The following is a 16769-nucleotide window of genomic DNA, read 5'->3' on the forward strand; positions in this document are numbered from 1 at the left end:
GTGCGGCCTCGCCACAGATCGGGTATTTTTTATCCAGCGCCTTAAAAACCATATAAATCAATAAGTTAAAAATAACAAATGGTTTCTATAGGCATCTTGTCGCAGGCCCTGACAAAGATTATGGAAAATGTGCATAACCGTAACAGCCATACCTCGATAACACCCCTTCAAGACCCTTCAGTCACGCTTGAAAACACTTTACCGAGGGCAGAAACAACAACGCCCCGTCGAGACGGGGCGTTGTACACAGCAGAGGCCTGTTACTCCTCGCTGGCAGCTTCGGCTTCGGCTTCGGCGTTAGCGTCCTTGATGGCGATCAGTTCCAGATCGAACACCAGTACCGAGTTGGCTGGAATAGCCGGCGTCGGGCTCTGCTCGCCATAGGCCAGCTCGCTCGGGATATACAGCTTGTACTTCTCGCCAACGTGCATCAGTTGCAGGCCTTCAACCCAACCCGGGATCACGCCACCCACCGGCAGGTCGATGGGGCTACCACGCTCGATGGAGCTGTCGAATACGCTGCCGTCGGTCAGCTTGCCTTCGTAGTGAACAGTCACCACGTCGGTGGCTTTCGGCTGGGCACCTTCGGCCTTCTTGACCACTTCGTACTGCAGGCCGGATTCAGTGGTGACCACGCCTTCACGCTTGCCGTTGTCGTCGAGGAATTTCTTGCCGGCCTTGGCCGACTCTTCGTTCAGAGCGACCATGCGCTCTTCGGCACGCTTTTGCAGGAAAGCAAAGGCTTCGATCAGCTCTTCGTCTTTCAGGCGCTGTTCTTTCTTGCCAATGGCGTCTTCGATGCCTTGGGCAACGGCGTCGGAATCCAGGTCATCCATGCCTTCCTGAGCCAGGCTCTTGCCCATGTTCAGGCCAATACCGTAGGAGGCTTTCTGTGCTGGGGTTTCCAGGGTGATTTCGCTGGTTTGCGAATCGCAACCTGCGAGAACCAAACCTACCAGGGCGACCGCCGCCGCTAAACGATGCTGTTTCATGCTTGTTCCTTGTCCGGTGCGCCCTAGGGCTAAATGGTGTGAAAGCGCGAGCTTAGCAGGCTGCCGCGATCACTGGCTACCGTGTTAGGAGACAGAAAATGCGTATAAGTTCAGATGTTTAGCGGAATTAAGCGAATGCTTGAGAGGGCGTTGCGAAGTGTCACTGGGGAGATGAGGCGAGTAAAAAATGGCGCAGCGGACGGGACTCGAACCCGCGACCCCCGGCGTGACAGGCCGGTATTCTAACCGACTGAACTACCGCTGCGCGTAACTTCAAAAAGCGAGTTTGGTGGGTGATGACGGGATCGAACCGCCGACCCTCTGCTTGTAAGGCAGATGCTCTCCCAGCTGAGCTAATCACCCTTCACTCTCGAAGTGGGGCGCATTCTAGACAGCCATCCGCACCTTGGCAAGCTCTGATTTAAATATTTTTTATCGACATAGCAAAGGCTTAGCGCAGGGTTGGCCTAAACCGCCAAGGGGAGAATAATGCGTCCCCGAATGCAACTTGCAAGCCGAGCAGTGAGTCGCAACGATCTGCACCCCTGGGTCTGGACTGGAACCAGGCACTGACGGCTTATGCTGCCTGCCCCTGCCGGCAGGCCTGTTAATGGAGAGTCACCCCCTTATGTGGTTTCGCAATCTGCTGGTTTATCGCCTCACCCAGAATATCCCCTTCGACGCCGAAGCCCTGGAAACGGCACTAGCCGCCAAACCGGCCCGCTCGTGCGCCAGCCAGGAACTCAGCACCTACGGCTTTATCGCCCCCTTCGGCAAAGGCGGCGACGCCCCGCTGGTGCATGTCAGCGGTGATTTCCTGCTGATTGCCGCGCGCAAGGAAGAACGCATCCTGCCGGGCAGCGTGGTGCGCGATGCGCTGAAGGACAAGGTCGACGAGATCGAAGCCGAGCAGATGCGCAAGGTCTACAAGAAGGAGCGCGACCAGCTCAAGGACGATATCGTGCAGACCTTTCTGCCACGCGCCTTTATTCGTAAATCCGCCACCTTTGCCGCCATCGCGCCGAAACAGGGCCTGATCCTGGTCGACTCGGCCAGCGCCAAGCGCGCCGAAGACCTGCTGTCGACCCTGCGTGAAGCCATCGGCTCGCTGCCGGTACGTCCGCTGACCGTGAAGATCGCGCCAAGCGCCACCCTCACCGACTGGGTCAAGGTGCAACAGGCCGCTCCGGACTTCCACGTGCTGGATGAGTGCGAACTGCGCGACACCCACGAAGATGGCGGCGTGGTGCGCTGCAAGCGTCAGGACCTGACCAGCGATGAAATCCAGCTGCACATGACCTCCGGCAAGCAGGTCACCCAGCTGTCCCTGGCCTGGCAGGACAAACTGTCCTTCGTGCTGGACGACAAACTGGTGGTCAAGCGCCTGCGCTTCGAAGACCTGCTGCAGGATCAGGCCGAACAGGACGGTGGCGACGACGACCTCGGCCAGCAGGACGCCAGCTTCACCCTGATGATGCTGACCCTGGTGGACTTCCTCCCGGCGCTGTTCGAAGCCCTGGGCGGTGAAGAGATTCCCCAGGGGATCTAAGGCCATGCATGCCCCTGGACCGTCGGTCCCGGGGCGCTTGCCAGCATCGACTCAATGTGCAAAATACTGCACAGCGTGAGGACGACCTCACCACTGCGCAAGTGATCAATACGGGACGGCCCCTCTATCTGTAATTGGAGGTGTTTATGTCCTGGATCATTTTGCTGCTGGCCGGCCTGTTTGAAGTCGGCTGGGCTGTCGGCCTGAAATACACCGACGGCTTTACCCGCCCCCTGCCTACCCTGCTCACCGTTGCGGCGATCATCGTCAGCCTGGCACTGCTTGGCCTGGCCATGAAGGAACTACCGCTGGGCACCGCCTATGCGATCTGGACCGGTGTCGGTGCCATCGGCACGGTGATAGCTGGCATCATCCTGTTTGGCGAAGCCCTGAGCCTGCTGCGCATCGCCAGCGTGGCGCTGATCCTCTGCGGGCTAGTGGGGCTTAAGCTCAGCCACTAGGCTCAAGGAAGTCATGCTGTTCACCTAAGAAAAATGCCGCTTCTCCTTGCCAGGGAAGCGGCATTTTTTCGCTCAGGGCCGGGGGGCCGACTAGGTGATAACCCATCAATTGGCTGATGGGTTATCACCCATCCTACGGTCGTGGGAGGGGCTTTAGCCGCGACAAACCCGCATCAGCGCCAATCCCCGCGCAGCGCCTCCACCTGAGCCTGTAATAGCTCGCGCTTGGCCAGCTCGGGCGCTACCGGCGTGCCAGCTACCAGAGTGATGCGCGACCAAATGCGTTTGAACAAACCCTTGCCTGGCGCGCGACTAAAGAAGCTGCCCCACAAGCCCTGCAGGGCCATGGGGATCACCGGCACCGGGTTTTCCTCGATGATCCGTTCGATGCCGTTCTTGAACTCGTTGAGCTCGCCATCGCCGGTCAGCTTGCCCTCCGGGAAGATGCACACCACCTCGCCATTACGCAGGTACTCGGCGATTTTCTTGAACGCCGCGTCGTAGATCAGCAGGTCTTCGTTGCGCCCGGCAATCGGCACCGTGCCAGCAGTGCGGAAGATAAAGTTGAGCACCGGCAGGTTGTAGATCTTGTAATACATGACAAAGCGCACCGGCCGGCGCACCGCGCCGCCGATCAGCAGTGCATCGACAAAGGACACGTGGTTGCACACCAGCACCGCCGCGCCCTCGTCGGGAATGATCTCCAACCCCTTGTGCTCGACCCGGTACATCGAGTGGCTGAGCAGCCAGATCAGAAAGCGCATGCTGAATTCGGGGACGATCTTGAAGATGTAGCTGTTGACCGCGATGTTCATCAACGAGATGACCAGAAACAGCTGCGGGATCGACAGCTCGGCCACCGTCAGAAACAGGATCGAGGCAATCGCCGAAATCACCATAAACAGGGCATTGAGGATGTTGTTGGCGGCGATCACCCGCGCCCGCTCGTGCTCCACGGTGCGCGACTGGATCAGCGCATAGAGCGGCACGATATAGAAGCCGCCGAACAGGCCGATGCCCAGGATCGAGCCGAGAATCCACCAGGCCTGGCCATAACTCAGCACCGCCTGCCAGTCATGGGCCAGTTCGGCCTGGGGGAAGCCGCCGGAATGCCACCACAGCAGCATGCCGAAAATGGTCAGGCCGATGGAGCCGAACGGCACCAGGCCGATTTCCACCTTGTGCCCGCTCATACGCTCGCAGAGCATCGAACCCAGGCCGATGCCCAGTGAGAACACGGTAAGAATCAGGGTGACCACACTCTCGTCGCCGTACAGCCACTCCTTGGCATAGGCCGGAATCTGCGTCAGGTACACCGCGCCGAGAAACCAGAACCAGGAATTGCCGATCAGCGAGCGCGACACCGCCGGGCGCTGACCCAGGCCGAGTTTCATGATCAGCCAGGACTGCCGCAGGATATTCCAGTCAAGCTTAAGTTCGGGCATCGCCGCATGGGCGCTGGGAATGGCGCGACTGGCCAGATAGCCCAGCACTGCCACGATCACCACCGACGCCGCGACGATGCTGGCGTAGCCCGTACTGGCCATGATGATGCCCGCGCCTATGGTGCCGGCGAGAATGGCCAGAAAGGTGCCCATTTCCACCAGAGCATTACCGCCGACCAATTCCTCCTCGCGCAGATGCTGGGGCAAGATCGAGTACTTCACCGGGCCGAACAACGCCGACTGGGTGCCCATGGCAAACAGCACCGCGAGCATCAGCGGCAGGCTGCCTAGCAGCACCCCTGTCGCACCCAGCAGCATGATGACGATCTCGGCCAGCTTGATCTTGCGGATCAGCGCGTCCTTGGGAAACTTCTCGCCGAACTGCCCGCCCAGGGCAGAAAACAGGAAAAACGGCAGGATAAACAGCAGCGCGCAAAGATTGACCAACAGACTCTTGTCGGCATCGGCGCTGATCTTGAAGAGAATCGCCAGAATCAGCGATTGCTTGAAGATGTTGTCGTTGAAGGCACCAAGTAGCTGGGTGAGGAAAAAAGGCAGAAAGCGCTTCTTACCCAGCAACGCGAATTGGGATTGTTCGGTCATCGTCCGTGTACCTGTCCGTAAGGCTGACTGAGGGCGTTGAGCATTGGACTGCAAGATGCCGCAGCAAAGCCACAGGTATCAACGATTTTTGCCGCTATTTCGCGGAGTGTGCTGTTCGTTGGGCTTCATGCCTCAGCGCCAACCTACCGGTGGCAAGCCATACGGGCGCGTTGGTAGCCCGGATGCAATCCGGGGGAAATATGCTGCGGTCAATACCGCTCCCCGGATTTCATCCGGGCTACAGGGTGCGTTTTTTTGTAGCCGTTGCAGACAACGGTGGAATCAGACCGGCAATTGTCCCAATGCCCAACGCAACAGAAAGAACACCAGCAAGCCGCCGCCGATGGTGGCCAGCAGGTGGCGGGTGACCGCGGCGATGGCAATACATGCCAGCCCCGCCAACAGGTAGGCATTATCCAGGGCCAGGGCCCACTGCTGGCCATCGGGCAGCAACATGCCTGGCACCACAATGGCCGTCAGCACCGCGGTGGGCACGTAGTGCAGGCCCTGGCGCACCAGGGGCGGAAAACGCAGATCGGGAAAGGCGAACAGGCTGTAGCGGATCACAAAGGTGATCAGCGCCATGCCGAGAATCAGCAGCCAGATGCTCATCGCGCGCCCTCCTCGACCGTCGCCGGCGACTCGCGCCGCTCCAGCGCTACACCGATGGCGATGCCGCTCAAGGCCGCGGCCATCAGCCCCAGTTTGTACGGCCAGGCATGGCAGAGCAGCGCCACCGCCGCGGCCACCAGGGCGGCGGCGATCTGCGGCTGGTTGCGCAGCGCCGGCACGACGATGCCGATAAAGGTCGCCAGCATGGCGAAATCCAGGCCCCAGCCCGCCAGGTTGGGGACGCTGTGGCCGAACAGCGCCCCCACCAGCGAACTGGAGATCCAGGACAGGTACAGCGCCAGAGTCACCCCGGCGTGGTACCACTGGCCATGCTCAGTCACGCCTTGGGACAGGTAGCGGCGCTGCACCACGGCAAAGGTTTCATCGGTCAGGCCGAAGGCCAGGGGCACCCGCCAGGTTTGCGCCAGCTGCCCGACGTAGGGCTGCAGGGCCGCGCTGTAGAGCACATGACGCAGGTTGACGACCAGGGTGGTGAGCAGGATCACCACTGCACCGCTACCCAGGCTCAACAGGCTGATGGCAATAAACTGCGCCGAGCCGGCATACACCAGCAGCGACATGCCCAGCGCCTGCCACAGACTCAAACCCGCCAGGCTGGCCAGCGCGCCGTAGATCAGGCCGAAAGGCAGGATGCCGACTATCATCGGGACGGAGTCCCGGCAGCCATAGAAAAAGTTACGTGAACGGCTCATGGCAAATCCTCCAGGCCGCCAAGCCTGCCCGATGCCCCGCGCGCCGTCTTGAACAATCTTGCGCAATGCCCCGCAGTTCGCGCGTCGAGCCCTATACCGTCACGCTGCAGGCCTTGCGGTATGCGCCAGGGCCAACGCCATAGGTCTGCTTGAATTGCCGGCTCAGGTGGCTCTGATCGGCGAAGCCCAGTTGCAGGGCCACGTCCAGCGGCGTGCAGCCTTTTTTCAGCAGACCGCGCGCCTGCTCCAGGCGGCGCTGCATCAGCCAGGCGTGGGGCGGCAGGCCGGTGGCGCGGCGAAATACCCGGGCGAAATGAAAAGGCGACAGATTGACTGCGGCCGCCAGCTGCTCCAGCGATGGCGGTTCGCACAACTGGCTGGCCAAGAGTTCCTTGCCCAGCGCCACGGCGCGCGGTTCCTGACCGACGCCACCCGCTGACGGCAGGCGCGCATAGCGCTGCAGCAACTCGAGCATCACTTCACGCCACAGGGTCTGGCGCTGCAGGGCGCAGGCCTGCGGGTCCTCCAGCAGTCGGTGCAGCGTACTCAGCCGCGCCGCCAGAGCCGGGTCCTGGTGCACGGTGTCGTGGAACATCGGCGACGCGGCTTGGGGCAAATCGAGTTCGCCCAGCAGCGTCTCGAGCGTGCCGGGCGGCGGGTAGAACACCCGGTACTGCCAGCCCTGCTCGACGCCCTTGGAGCCGGTGTGCACTTCATCCGGATTGAGCAGGGCGATGCTGCCAGCACCCGCCAGGTGCTCGACGCCGCGATAGCGATAACGTTCGGCACCGGCTTCAAGCACGGCGATCACATGACCGTCATGCACATGCGGGGCGAAACGGTGTTCGATAAAACGCGCGGACAACAACTCCAGTCCGTGCAAATCCTCGCTAGCGCTGAAGCGTGCGCGCTCCCCTCCCGTCAACGGCTGCATAGGTCAACCGCTGAAGCGCGCCTCCAGCTGCAGCTTGAGCGCCGGCCAGTCATGGTCGGTGATGCTGTACAGCACGCTGTCGTCCAGACGCCCGTCCGCCAGGCGACGGTGATTGCGCAGCTGCCCTTCGCGTACGGCCCCGAGCTTTTCGATGGCGCGCTGCGCGCGCAGGTTGCTGGCCGCGGTTTTCAGTTGCACGCGCACCAGCCCCCAGTGCTCGAAGGCATGCTTGAGCATCAGGTATTTCACCGTGGTATTCAGGCCGGTGCCGTGCTGGCCGCGGTCGAGCCAGGTCCAGCCGATCTCGGCGGCGGGCAGCGTGCTCATAAAGTCGCCGAAACGGGTGGTACCCACCAGCTGTTCGCCCAGGCGAATGACAAAGGGCAAGGCCTTGCCTTCGCGCTGCTCAAGCAGGCCCTGACGATACCAGTCAAGGCGCTGGGTGCCGCTCATATGGATCAGCTCCTGGCGATTGGCTTCGGCCAGGCTGATCAGGGCGGGAATATCGGCATCGACCATAGGTTCGATGCGCAACGCGCCACGTTGCAGGGTGATCAATTGCGGCTTGAACATAGGGTCCCTCCTCGGACAGAGTCGCAGGCTAGCCACGCTAACAGGGCTGGCCCGCGTGCACAATCCACAACAGTTTTACCCAAAGTTCATACCCCAAGCATTTGCGACCTTGGTCGCGCCTGACGGCATGGCGGTTTGCTGCGACACTGGGAACATTCACAGGCAAAATTGCCTGCTTAGCAGTGGGTCGCCCTGCTAAGACACGGAACGCCCCATTTAGTTTGCCAGTGGAGTAAGCATGACCCTGTCCAGCGGGCTCATCGCCGCGGTTGCGCTGATTTACATGGCCATCCTCTTCGCCATCGCCTTCTATGGCGACCGCCGCGCCACGCCCATGCCGCCCAAGGTGCGCGCCTGGGTCTACTCGCTGTCCCTGGCGGTTTACTGCACCAGCTGGACCTTCTTCGGCGCGGTCGGCCAGGCCGCCGAGCAGCTCTGGTCGTTTCTGCCGATCTACCTCGGGCCGATCATCATCCTGGTGTTCGCACCCTGGGTGCTGCAGAAGATGGTGATGATTAGCAAACAGGAAAACATCACCTCGATTGCCGACTTTATCGCCGCCCGCTACGGCAAGTCCCAGTCCCTGGCGATAGTGGTGGCATTGATCTGCCTGGTCGGCGTGCTGCCCTATATCGCCCTGCAGCTCAAGGGCATCGTGCTCGGGGTCAACCTGCTGACCGGCGCAGGCGCTGGGGCCACCGGTACCAGTGCCCAGGACACCGCCCTGATCGTGTCCCTGGTGCTGGCACTGTTCACAATATTGTTCGGCACGCGCAATCTGGATGTCACCGAGCACCACCGCGGCATGGTCCTGGCGATTGCCTTCGAGTCCCTGGTCAAGCTGCTGGCCTTCCTCGCCGTTGGCGCGTTCGTCACCTTCGGCCTGTACAACGGCTTCGCCGATTTGTTCAGCCAGGCCCAGCGTAGCCCGGCACTGGACGACTTCTGGGCAGAAACGGTGAACTGGCCGGCAATGATGACCCAGACCGGCCTGGCGATGATCGCCATCATCTGCCTGCCGCGGCAGTTTCACGTCACCGTGGTGGAAAACATCGAACCCAAGGATCTGCGCCTGGCGCGCTGGGTATTCCCCGCCTACCTGGTACTCGCCGCGCTGTTCGTGGTGCCCATCGCCCTGGCCGGGCAGATGCTGTTGCCGGCGGGCGTTACCCCGGACTCCTTCGTTATCAGCCTGCCGCTTGCCGAAGCCCATCCGGCCCTGGCCATGCTGGCCTTTATCGGCGGCGCGTCGGCGGCCACCGGCATGGTCATCGTCGCCTCGGTGGCCCTGTCGACCATGATCTCCAACGACATGCTGATGCCCTGGCTGCTGCGCCGGAAAAACACCGAGCGGCCCTACGAAGCCTTCCGCCACTGGATGCTCAGCGCCCGGCGGATCAGCATTGTGGCGATCCTGCTGCTGGCCTATGTGTGCTACCGCCTGCTCGGTTCCAACGCCAGCCTGGCCACCATTGGCCAGGTGTCCTTTGCCGCCATCGGCCAGCTGGCCCCGGCGATGTTTGGCGCGCTGGTGTGGAAGCAGGCCAACCGCCAGGGCGTATTTGCCGGGCTGATCTTCGGCGCGCTGATCTGGTTCTACACCCTGGTGCTGCCGCTGGTAGCCCGCAGCCTGGGCTGGCCACTGGAGAACTTCCCCGGTTTGCAGGGCCTGCTGTACGCGCCCCTGGGCTTTCAGGTCGACGCCCTGACCCGTGGCGTGGTGCTGTCGCTAGCAGGCAACTTCCTGCTGTTTGCCTGGGTTTCGTATTTTTCCCGCACTCGGGTCGCCGAACACTGGCAGGCCGGGCGCTTTATCGGCCACGACCTGGGCACCAAACCGAGCAACCGCAGCATGCTGGCGGTTCAGGTCGGCGATCTGCTGTTGCTGGCCAACCGTTTTGTCGGCGAAGACCGCGCGCGTCAGAGTTTTATGCGTTTCGCCTTCCGCCAGGGCAAGGCCTTCGACCCCAACCAGACCGCCAACAGCGACTGGATCGCCCACACCGAGCGCCTGCTGGCCGGGGTGCTGGGTGCCTCCAGCACCCGCGCGGTGGTCAAGGCCGCCATCGAAGGCCGCGAGATGCAGGTCGAAGATGTGGTGCGCATAGTCGATGAAGCCAGCGAGGTACTGCAGTTCAACCGCGCCCTGCTGCAAGGGGCGATCGAGAACATCACCCAGGGCATCAGCGTGGTCGATCAGTCGCTGCGTCTGGTGGCCTGGAACCACCGCTATATCGAGCTGTTCAACTACCCAGAAGGCCAGGTCTACGTCGGCCGGCCGGTGGCCGAGCTGATCCGCTTCAACGCCGAACGCGGCCTGCTCGGCCCCGGCAACACCGAGGAACACGTCAACAAGCGCCTGTACTGGATGCGCCAGGGCACCGCGCACACCTCCGAGCGGCTGTTCCCCAACGGCCGGGTGATCGAGCTGATCGGCAACCCCATGCCCGGCGGTGGGTTCGTCATGAGTTTTACCGACATTACCGAGTTCCGCGAGGCCGAGCGCGCCCTCAAGGAAGCCAACGAAGGCCTGGAACAACGGGTCGCCGCGCGCACCCATGAGCTGTCGCAACTGAATCAGGCACTGACCGAGGCCAAGGGCGTGGCCGAGGCCGCCAACCAGTCGAAAACCCGCTTTCTCGCCGCCGTCAGCCACGACCTGATGCAGCCCCTGAACGCCGCCCGGCTGTTCTCCGCCGCCCTCTCCCACCAGGACGAAGCTCTGCCGCGTGAGGCCCGGGAACTGGTACGCCATCTGGACAGCTCGCTGCGCTCGGCGGAAGACCTGATCAGCGACCTGCTGGATATCTCGCGCCTGGAAAACGGCCGCATCACCCCGAATCGCAACGCCTTCGTGCTGAATAACCTGTTCGATATCCTGGGAGCCGAATTCAAGGTACTGGCGGTCGAACAGGGCGTGGATTTCCGCCTGCGCGGCAGCCGCCTGCGGGTCGACAGCGACATCAAGCTGTTGCGCCGGGTGCTGCAAAACTTCCTCACCAATGCCTTCCGTTACGCCAAGGGCCGGGTGCTGCTGGGCGTGCGCCGCAGGAATGGCCAGCTGCGCCTGGAAGTCTGGGACCGCGGGCCGGGCATCCCGGAGGACAAGCGCAAGGTGATATTCGAGGAGTTCAAACGCCTGGACAGCCACCAGACCCGCGCCGAAAAGGGCCTGGGCCTGGGCCTGGCGATTGCCGACGGCCTCTGCCAGGTACTCGAACACAAGCTCGAAGTGCACTCCTGGCCGGGCAAGGGCAGCGTGTTCAGCGTTACCGTGCCCCTGGCCCTGAGCCCTGCACCCAAGACAGCGCTGCCGGCGCAGGAGATCAACGGCCAGGCCCTGAGCGGGGCCCAGGTGCTGTGCATCGACAACGAGGACAGCATCCTTACCGGCATGCACAGCCTGTTGTCGCGCTGGGGCTGCCAGGTGTGGACGGCGCGCAACCGTCTGGAGTGCGAGCACCTGCTCAGCGAGGATGTGCGCCCGCAGCTTGCTCTGGTGGATTACCACCTGGACGAAGGCGAAACCGGCACCGAGCTGATGGCCTGGCTGCGCACCCGCCTGGGCGACCCCATACCCGGCGTGGTGATCAGCGCCGATGGCCGCCCCGAGCTGATCGCCCAGGTGCACGCCGCCGGCCTCGACTTCCTGGCCAAGCCAGTCAAACCGGCCGCCCTGCGCGCCCTGCTGAGCCGGCATCTGACATTGCGCTAGGTCGCATGCTCCTGTAGGGCGGCCTGGCGGCTGGATGCCTGGTGCGCGCGGCGCACCCTACGGGCGACAACCCGACAAGCGAGGGAGGGGCTTTAGCCGCGACTGCCGGTAGCCGCGGCGCTCGCCCCTGACCTGTTGCAATGCGCCGCGCTTGCCAACTGGCTAGACTGCCAACAACCCGCCCCCCAAGGATGTGCCATGCCCGAAGCCCTCGACACCCTGCTGAACTTTGCCAGCGCCCTGGCCGCCGGCCTGCTGATCGGCATCGAGCGCGGCTGGCAGGGGCGCAATATCGAGGACAACAGCCTGGTCGCCGGTGTGCGTACCTTTGCCCTGAGCAGCTTGCTCGGGGCCTTTGCCATGCTGCTCAGCGAAAAATTCGGAGTAACAGCCTGGGCGGTGATCTTTATCGGCTTTGCCGCCCTGGTGGTGGCTTCCTACTTCGGCGAGTTGCAGCGCACCGGGGATATGGGCCTGACCAGCGAGGTGGCGATGCTGCTCACCTTCCTGCTCGGCAGCCTGGCCATGGCCGGCCATGCCCCGGTGGCCGCCGCCGGGGCCGTGGCGGTGGCCCTGCTGCTGAGCCTCAAGCGGGTGCTGCACAGTGCCCTGCTGCGGCTGAGCGAAGACGAGCTGTCCGGCACGCTCAAGCTGCTGTTTATCTCCCTGGTGCTGCTGCCGGCCCTGCCCAACCAGGGTTACGGCCCCTGGCAGGCCTTCAACCCCTACATCATCTGGTGGATGGTGGTGCTGATCGCCGCCATCGGTTTTGCCGCCTATGTAGCGATTCGTCTGGTCGGCACCCGCCATGGCCTGCTGATCACCGCCCTGCTCGGCGGCATTGTCTCCTCCACCGCCATGACCGTAACCCTGGCCCGCCTGGGCCAGGGCCGCAACCTACAGGCCATCCTCGCCTGCGGCCTGCTGGCCACCTCGGCCCTGATGTTTCCCCGGGTCTTGCTGGAGGCCGGCCTGGTCAATCGCGCACTGCTACCGGCACTGTTCTGGCCACTGAGCGTGACCGCCCTGATCTACACCGGCGGTGCCCTGCTGTATTACCGCCGGGCCGGCAACGAGAGCGAAGAAAGCCCTGAAGCGCCGCTGAAAAACCCCTTCGAACTCGGCCCAGCGCTGCGCTTCGCCGCGTTGCTGGCGTTGATCCTGCTGCTGATCGAAGCGGCGCAGCGCTGGCTGGGAGATGCTGGCGTATACCTGGTGGCGCTGGTCTCCGGGCTGGCCGATGTGGATGCCATCACCCTGTCCCTGGCGCGCAGTTCGCACACCGAACTGGACAATCAGGTGGCCGTACGGGGGATCCTGCTCGCAGCCCTGAGCAATAGCCTGGTCAAAGCCTTTCTGGTGGTCCTGATCGGTGGCCGCCAACTGGCCCTGCTGACCCTGCCGGTAATGGCCGCCGGGTTGCTGGCAGGGGCCCTGTTACTACTGCTGACCTGAGGAAGGCTGCAGAAAGCCCTGCAGCAACTGGTGCACCCGTTCGCTCAACTCGCGATTGGCCGCCTCGGGCAAGCCCCGGGCCAGTTCGGCATTGACCACCTGCTCCACCAGCGGCCGCAGTTGCAGCAACTGCAGGTTCAGGCGTTCCAGCTCCTCGGCATGGGGTAGCTCGCGCTGCAGCAGCGGGTTGACCAGTTGTTTGGCAATCATCTGCACGATGCCGGTCGCCACCTGCTGCACATGGCCACGGATCGCCGTCAGTTCATCGAGCAGGGCCTGCAGGGGAATACCTGCGCGGTATAACTCGACCCCGGCGGCAAACAGCCTGGGGCTTGGCACCCGCAGATGATCGCCGGCAAATTCCAGCAGGCCCAGAGCCTGGGCCTGCTCGATCACCCGATCATTCAGCTCATCACCAAACAGCGCCTGCAATTCGCCGAACTGCAAGGTGCCGGCCTGCTCTGGCTCATCGGCACCGCGAATGGCCTGCTCCAGGCCCAGCACGTGGGCCAGGTCGCGGCCCTGGGCCCAGGCGTCGAACAGCTCGCGGATGCTGGCGATGCTGTAGCCGCGCTCAAGCAACTGGCCGACCAGCTGCAAGCGCGCCAGGTGCTCGCCGCTGTAGATGCCCAAACGCCCGCGGCGCTCGGGGGGCGGCAGCAGGCCCTGATCCTGGTAGGCGCGCACATTACGCACGGTGGTCTGCGCCGCGCGGGCCAGTTCATCGACCCGGTATTCGGCGGCAACGGCACTGGCCAGGGGCGCGGCGCTGCCCAACAGGCGCTGGAGAAAAGCGGAGGCTGTATTCATGGTCGCGATCATAGCCGCCTCCCGGCAATGGCAACAACTGCCCCAACCAAGGGCTGGACTTTGCCTGCAAAGGCCTCGGCCAACCCCCGTCAGAATGGCGCAGAAGGCCGTGCCAGAGCCCTGCACGCCGGCCCGGTAACAGCGTAACAAGCCCCACAACATCGAGCTCGGATGGCTAGCCAGAAGTGCCAGGTAGGCACAACAATGATTGTTACATCAAACAATGTAACAGTCAGCCGTGACAGCCTGGAGAAACAAGATGCCTGCCAGCCCCACCCCGCTCAGCGAGCACGATCTCGAACAGTTTCGCAGCGTCCAGCGCCTGGCCTACCAGTGCGCGCAATGCATCGCCAGCGAACTCAAGCCCGGCATCAGTGAGAAGCAGACCGCCGCCCTGATGAAGACCTGGCTGCAGGATCACGGTGTGCGCGACTGGTTCCATCAACCCTTCGCCTGGTTCGGCCCGCGTACCGCGTTCAAGGGCTTCGACGGCCTGCGCCACCTGGGCGGCTTCAACCTGGCCTTCTACCCGGGCAAGACCGTGCTGGAGGAAGGCATGCCCTATATCCTCGACTGTGCGCCGACCCTGGGGGCCTACACCGCCGATATCGGCTACTCCGGGGCCCTGGGGCAGAACCTGCTGCTCGAGCGCCTGATGGACGACCTGATGGCGCACCGCCAGCTGATCGTCGAGCTGGTCAAGCAGCGCCGGCCCCTGGCCGAAGTCAGCCAGGCGGTAGACCGCCTCTGTGCCGAGCAAGGCACCTTGCCGCGGCACAAGGCCTACCCCTTCGAGGTGCTGGCCCATCGCGTGGAGAAACTCGACGCGCGCGACAGCGGCCTGTCCATCGCCCGCTTCGGCGTGCGCAATATCTACACCCTGACCCGCAACGCCCTGCTCACCGGCCGGCGCGCCGGCTGGTCGCCGCTGTGGTCGAGCAATAGCCGCTCCGCCCATGCCCCCACGCCCGGCCTGTGGGCGGTGGAACCGCACCTGGGCTGGCGTGGCGTAGGGGCCAAGTTCGAGGAGCTGCTGGTGGTCAGCGAGGATGACGCCTACTGGCTGGACGACGACCTGCCCCATGTACGGCGCTGGCAGCACCGCGGCCTCGGCAGCGCGCAGGTGGCGGCATGAACGCGCCCTTGCTGCTGGAGAGCGGCCTGCAGGCGCAGCACCTGCGGGTGCAGGGCGACGGCGTCGAGCTGGCGGTGTACCGCTGGGGCCAGGCCACGGGGCCGACCCTGCTGCTGGTTCACGGTTACCCGGACAACCACGAGATCTGGCTGCCGCTGGTGCGCGAACTGGCCGCCGACTACCAGATCATCGCCTACGATGTGCGCGGCTTCGGTGCCTCGCAGATTCCGCGCAAGCGCCTGGACTATCACCTGGAAAAACTGGCAAACGACCTGGAGGCGGTGATCGAGGCCACCAGCCCCGACCAGCCGGTGCATCTCGTGGCCCATGACTGGGGCTCGATCCAGGCCTGGGAAGCGGTCACCGAACCGCGTATCCAGCCGCTGCTGGCCTCCTACACCAGCCTCTCCGGGCCCTGCCTGGACCATGTCGGTCACTGGATGCGCGACCGTCTCGAGCAGAAGCGTCCGCGCGCCTGGGCCCAGGTCGCAGGGCAGCTGCTCAGCTCCTGGTATATCGCCCTGTTCCACCTCCCACTGCTGCCGGAGCTGAGCTGGCACCTGGGTCTGGGCAAGGCCTGGCCGCTGCTGCTGCGCAGGCTCGAAGGCCTGCGCAACGTGGCGATCAGCAACAGCCAGCGCGCCGATGGCGTGCACGGGGTCAAGCTGTACCGCGCCAACTTTATCCGCAGCCTGTTCAAACCACGCCTGCGCCACACCCAGGTGCCGGTGCAGCTGATCGTGCCGACCCGCGACCGCTTCGTGCGCCCGCAGCTGTTCGAGCAACTGGCGCTGTGGGCCCCAAAACTGTGGCGGCGCGAGGTCAATGCCGGGCACTGGCAACTGCTGGCCGAACCGCAGCAGCTGGCCGCCTGGCTGCGCGAGTTCACCGCCCACCTGGACGGTGCCCAGGCCAGCCGTGCCCTGCAGCAGGCCAAGGTCAGGGCCGGTGCCGCGCCCTTCGCCGGCAAGCTGGTGATTGTCACCGGCGCGGGCTCCGGCATCGGCCGCGCCACCCTGCTCGAGTTCGCCGAACAAGGGGCCACGGTGCTGGCCGCCGATATCAACCTGGCCGCCGCCGAACGCAGCGCCGAACTGGCCCGAGCCCTGGGCAGCGAAGCCTTCGTCTATCAACTGGACGTGGGCGACAGCGCGGCCATGGCCGCCTTTGCCGATTGGGTGGCTGCCGAATTCGGCAGCCCGGATATCGTTATCAACAACGCCGGCATCGGCATGGCCGGCAGCATGCTCGACACCAGCAACGCCGACTGGGAGCGCCTGCTGCGTATCAATCTGTGGAGCGTGATCGACGGCAGCCGCCTGTTCGCCCAGCAGATGATCGCGGCCGGCAAGCCGGGGCATATCGTCAACACCGCGTCGGCGGCGGCCTACGTGCCGTCGCGCAATTACCCGGCCTATGCCACCAGCAAGGCCGCGGTGCTGATGCTCAGCGAATGCCTGCGCGCGGAAATGGCCAGCCACGGCATCGGCGTCACCGCGCTGTGCCCGGGCCTGGTCAACACCGGGATCATCCAGGCTACCCGCTTTAACGGCCTAACAACCGAAGCAGAAGCCAAGCAGCAGGCCAAGACCCAACGCCTCTATAGCCGGCGCAACCTCAGCGCCGAAACTGTTGCGAAAAAACTGATCCGCGGCGTGCAGCGTAACCAGGCGGTGGTCGCCGTCGGGGCCGAGGCGCACCTGAGCATCGCCCAATGGCGGTTCGCCCCCTGGCTGTCGCGCCTGCTGGCACGCCTGAATCTGGCCGGTTGA

Annotated in this window: 13 protein-coding genes and 2 tRNA genes; 6 read left to right on the forward strand and 9 right to left on the reverse strand. The window is 63.8% G+C overall.

Annotated elements, in window-relative coordinates:
* Nucleotides 1-260 precede the first annotated feature (260 nt).
* From VMP31_RS18215 to VMP31_RS18225, 3 genes are all read right to left on the reverse strand, one after another.
* A complete protein-coding gene (locus VMP31_RS18215; protein WP_325509120.1) occupies nt 261-992 on the reverse strand; it encodes an FKBP-type peptidyl-prolyl cis-trans isomerase in 732 nt (243 codons plus the stop codon).
* Between the two features lie 188 nt (nt 993-1180).
* Nucleotides 1181-1257, reverse strand: a tRNA-Asp gene (locus VMP31_RS18220).
* A gap of 22 nt (nt 1258-1279) precedes the next feature.
* Nucleotides 1280-1355 (reverse strand) — tRNA-Val (locus VMP31_RS18225).
* Nucleotides 1356-1620: 265 nt separating this feature from the next.
* Here VMP31_RS18225 and rdgC point away from each other — a divergent pair.
* Together rdgC and sugE are read left to right on the forward strand one after the other, a co-directional pair.
* Nucleotides 1621-2541 carry a recombination-associated protein RdgC gene (gene rdgC / locus VMP31_RS18230; RefSeq protein ID WP_325509121.1) on the forward strand — a complete coding sequence of 307 codons (921 nt, stop codon included), beginning with the start codon at nt 1621-1623 and terminating at the stop codon, nt 2539-2541.
* Between the two features lie 146 nt (nt 2542-2687).
* Nucleotides 2688-3002, forward strand: coding sequence for a quaternary ammonium compound efflux SMR transporter SugE (gene sugE / locus VMP31_RS18235; RefSeq protein ID WP_325509122.1), 315 nt, complete (start codon nt 2688-2690; stop codon nt 3000-3002).
* 173 nt (nt 3003-3175) lie between these two features.
* Here sugE and VMP31_RS18240 read toward each other — a convergent pair whose 3' ends face one another.
* From VMP31_RS18240 to VMP31_RS18260, 5 genes are all read right to left on the reverse strand, one after another.
* Nucleotides 3176-5050, reverse strand: coding sequence for an MFS transporter (locus VMP31_RS18240; RefSeq protein ID WP_325509123.1), 1875 nt, complete (start codon nt 5048-5050; stop codon nt 3176-3178).
* Nucleotides 5051-5332: 282 nt separating this feature from the next.
* A complete protein-coding gene (locus tag VMP31_RS18245) occupies nt 5333-5662 on the reverse strand; it encodes an AzlD domain-containing protein (RefSeq protein WP_325509124.1) in 330 nt (109 codons plus the stop codon).
* The gene (locus VMP31_RS18250) at nt 5659-6375 is read right to left on the reverse strand and encodes an AzlC family ABC transporter permease (RefSeq protein ID WP_325509125.1); all 717 of its coding nucleotides are present in this window, start codon (nt 6373-6375) and stop codon (nt 5659-5661) included. The genes VMP31_RS18245 and VMP31_RS18250 overlap by 4 nt, the downstream gene beginning before the upstream one ends.
* Nucleotides 6376-6466: 91 nt before the next feature.
* On the reverse strand, nt 6467-7309 hold the full coding sequence (locus VMP31_RS18255) for an AraC family transcriptional regulator (RefSeq protein WP_325509126.1): 843 nt from the start codon (nt 7307-7309) through the stop codon (nt 6467-6469).
* Between the two features lie 3 nt (nt 7310-7312).
* The gene (locus VMP31_RS18260) at nt 7313-7882 is read right to left on the reverse strand and encodes a GNAT family protein (RefSeq protein WP_325509127.1); all 570 of its coding nucleotides are present in this window, start codon (nt 7880-7882) and stop codon (nt 7313-7315) included.
* Between the two features lie 238 nt (nt 7883-8120).
* Here VMP31_RS18260 and VMP31_RS18265 point away from each other — a divergent pair, with 238 nt between their 5' ends.
* On the forward strand, nt 8121-11597 hold the full coding sequence (locus VMP31_RS18265; protein ID WP_325509128.1) for a hybrid sensor histidine kinase/response regulator: 3477 nt from the start codon (nt 8121-8123) through the stop codon (nt 11595-11597).
* A gap of 198 nt (nt 11598-11795) precedes the next feature.
* Nucleotides 11796-13052, forward strand: a complete 1257-nt coding sequence (locus VMP31_RS18270; RefSeq protein WP_325509129.1) for an MgtC/SapB family protein — start codon at nt 11796-11798, stop codon at nt 13050-13052.
* On the opposite strand, the gene VMP31_RS18275 is transcribed toward VMP31_RS18270, so the two are convergent.
* Nucleotides 13038-13862 carry a MerR family transcriptional regulator gene (locus tag VMP31_RS18275; RefSeq protein ID WP_325509130.1) on the reverse strand — a complete coding sequence of 275 codons (825 nt, stop codon included), beginning with the start codon at nt 13860-13862 and terminating at the stop codon, nt 13038-13040. The two genes, VMP31_RS18270 and VMP31_RS18275, sit on opposite strands and share 15 nt — an antisense overlap.
* 259 nt (nt 13863-14121) lie before the next feature.
* On the opposite strand from VMP31_RS18275, the gene VMP31_RS18280 reads away from it, so the two are divergent.
* A complete protein-coding gene (locus tag VMP31_RS18280) occupies nt 14122-14997 on the forward strand; it encodes a M24 family metallopeptidase (RefSeq protein WP_325509131.1) in 876 nt (291 codons plus the stop codon).
* Nucleotides 14994-16769, forward strand: coding sequence for an SDR family oxidoreductase (locus tag VMP31_RS18285; protein WP_325509132.1), 1776 nt, complete (start codon nt 14994-14996; stop codon nt 16767-16769). Before VMP31_RS18280 ends, VMP31_RS18285 begins: the two co-directional genes overlap by 4 nt.

Source organism: Pseudomonas sp. (assembly GCF_035512415.1).
GTDB lineage: Bacteria > Pseudomonadota > Gammaproteobacteria > Pseudomonadales > Pseudomonadaceae > Aquipseudomonas.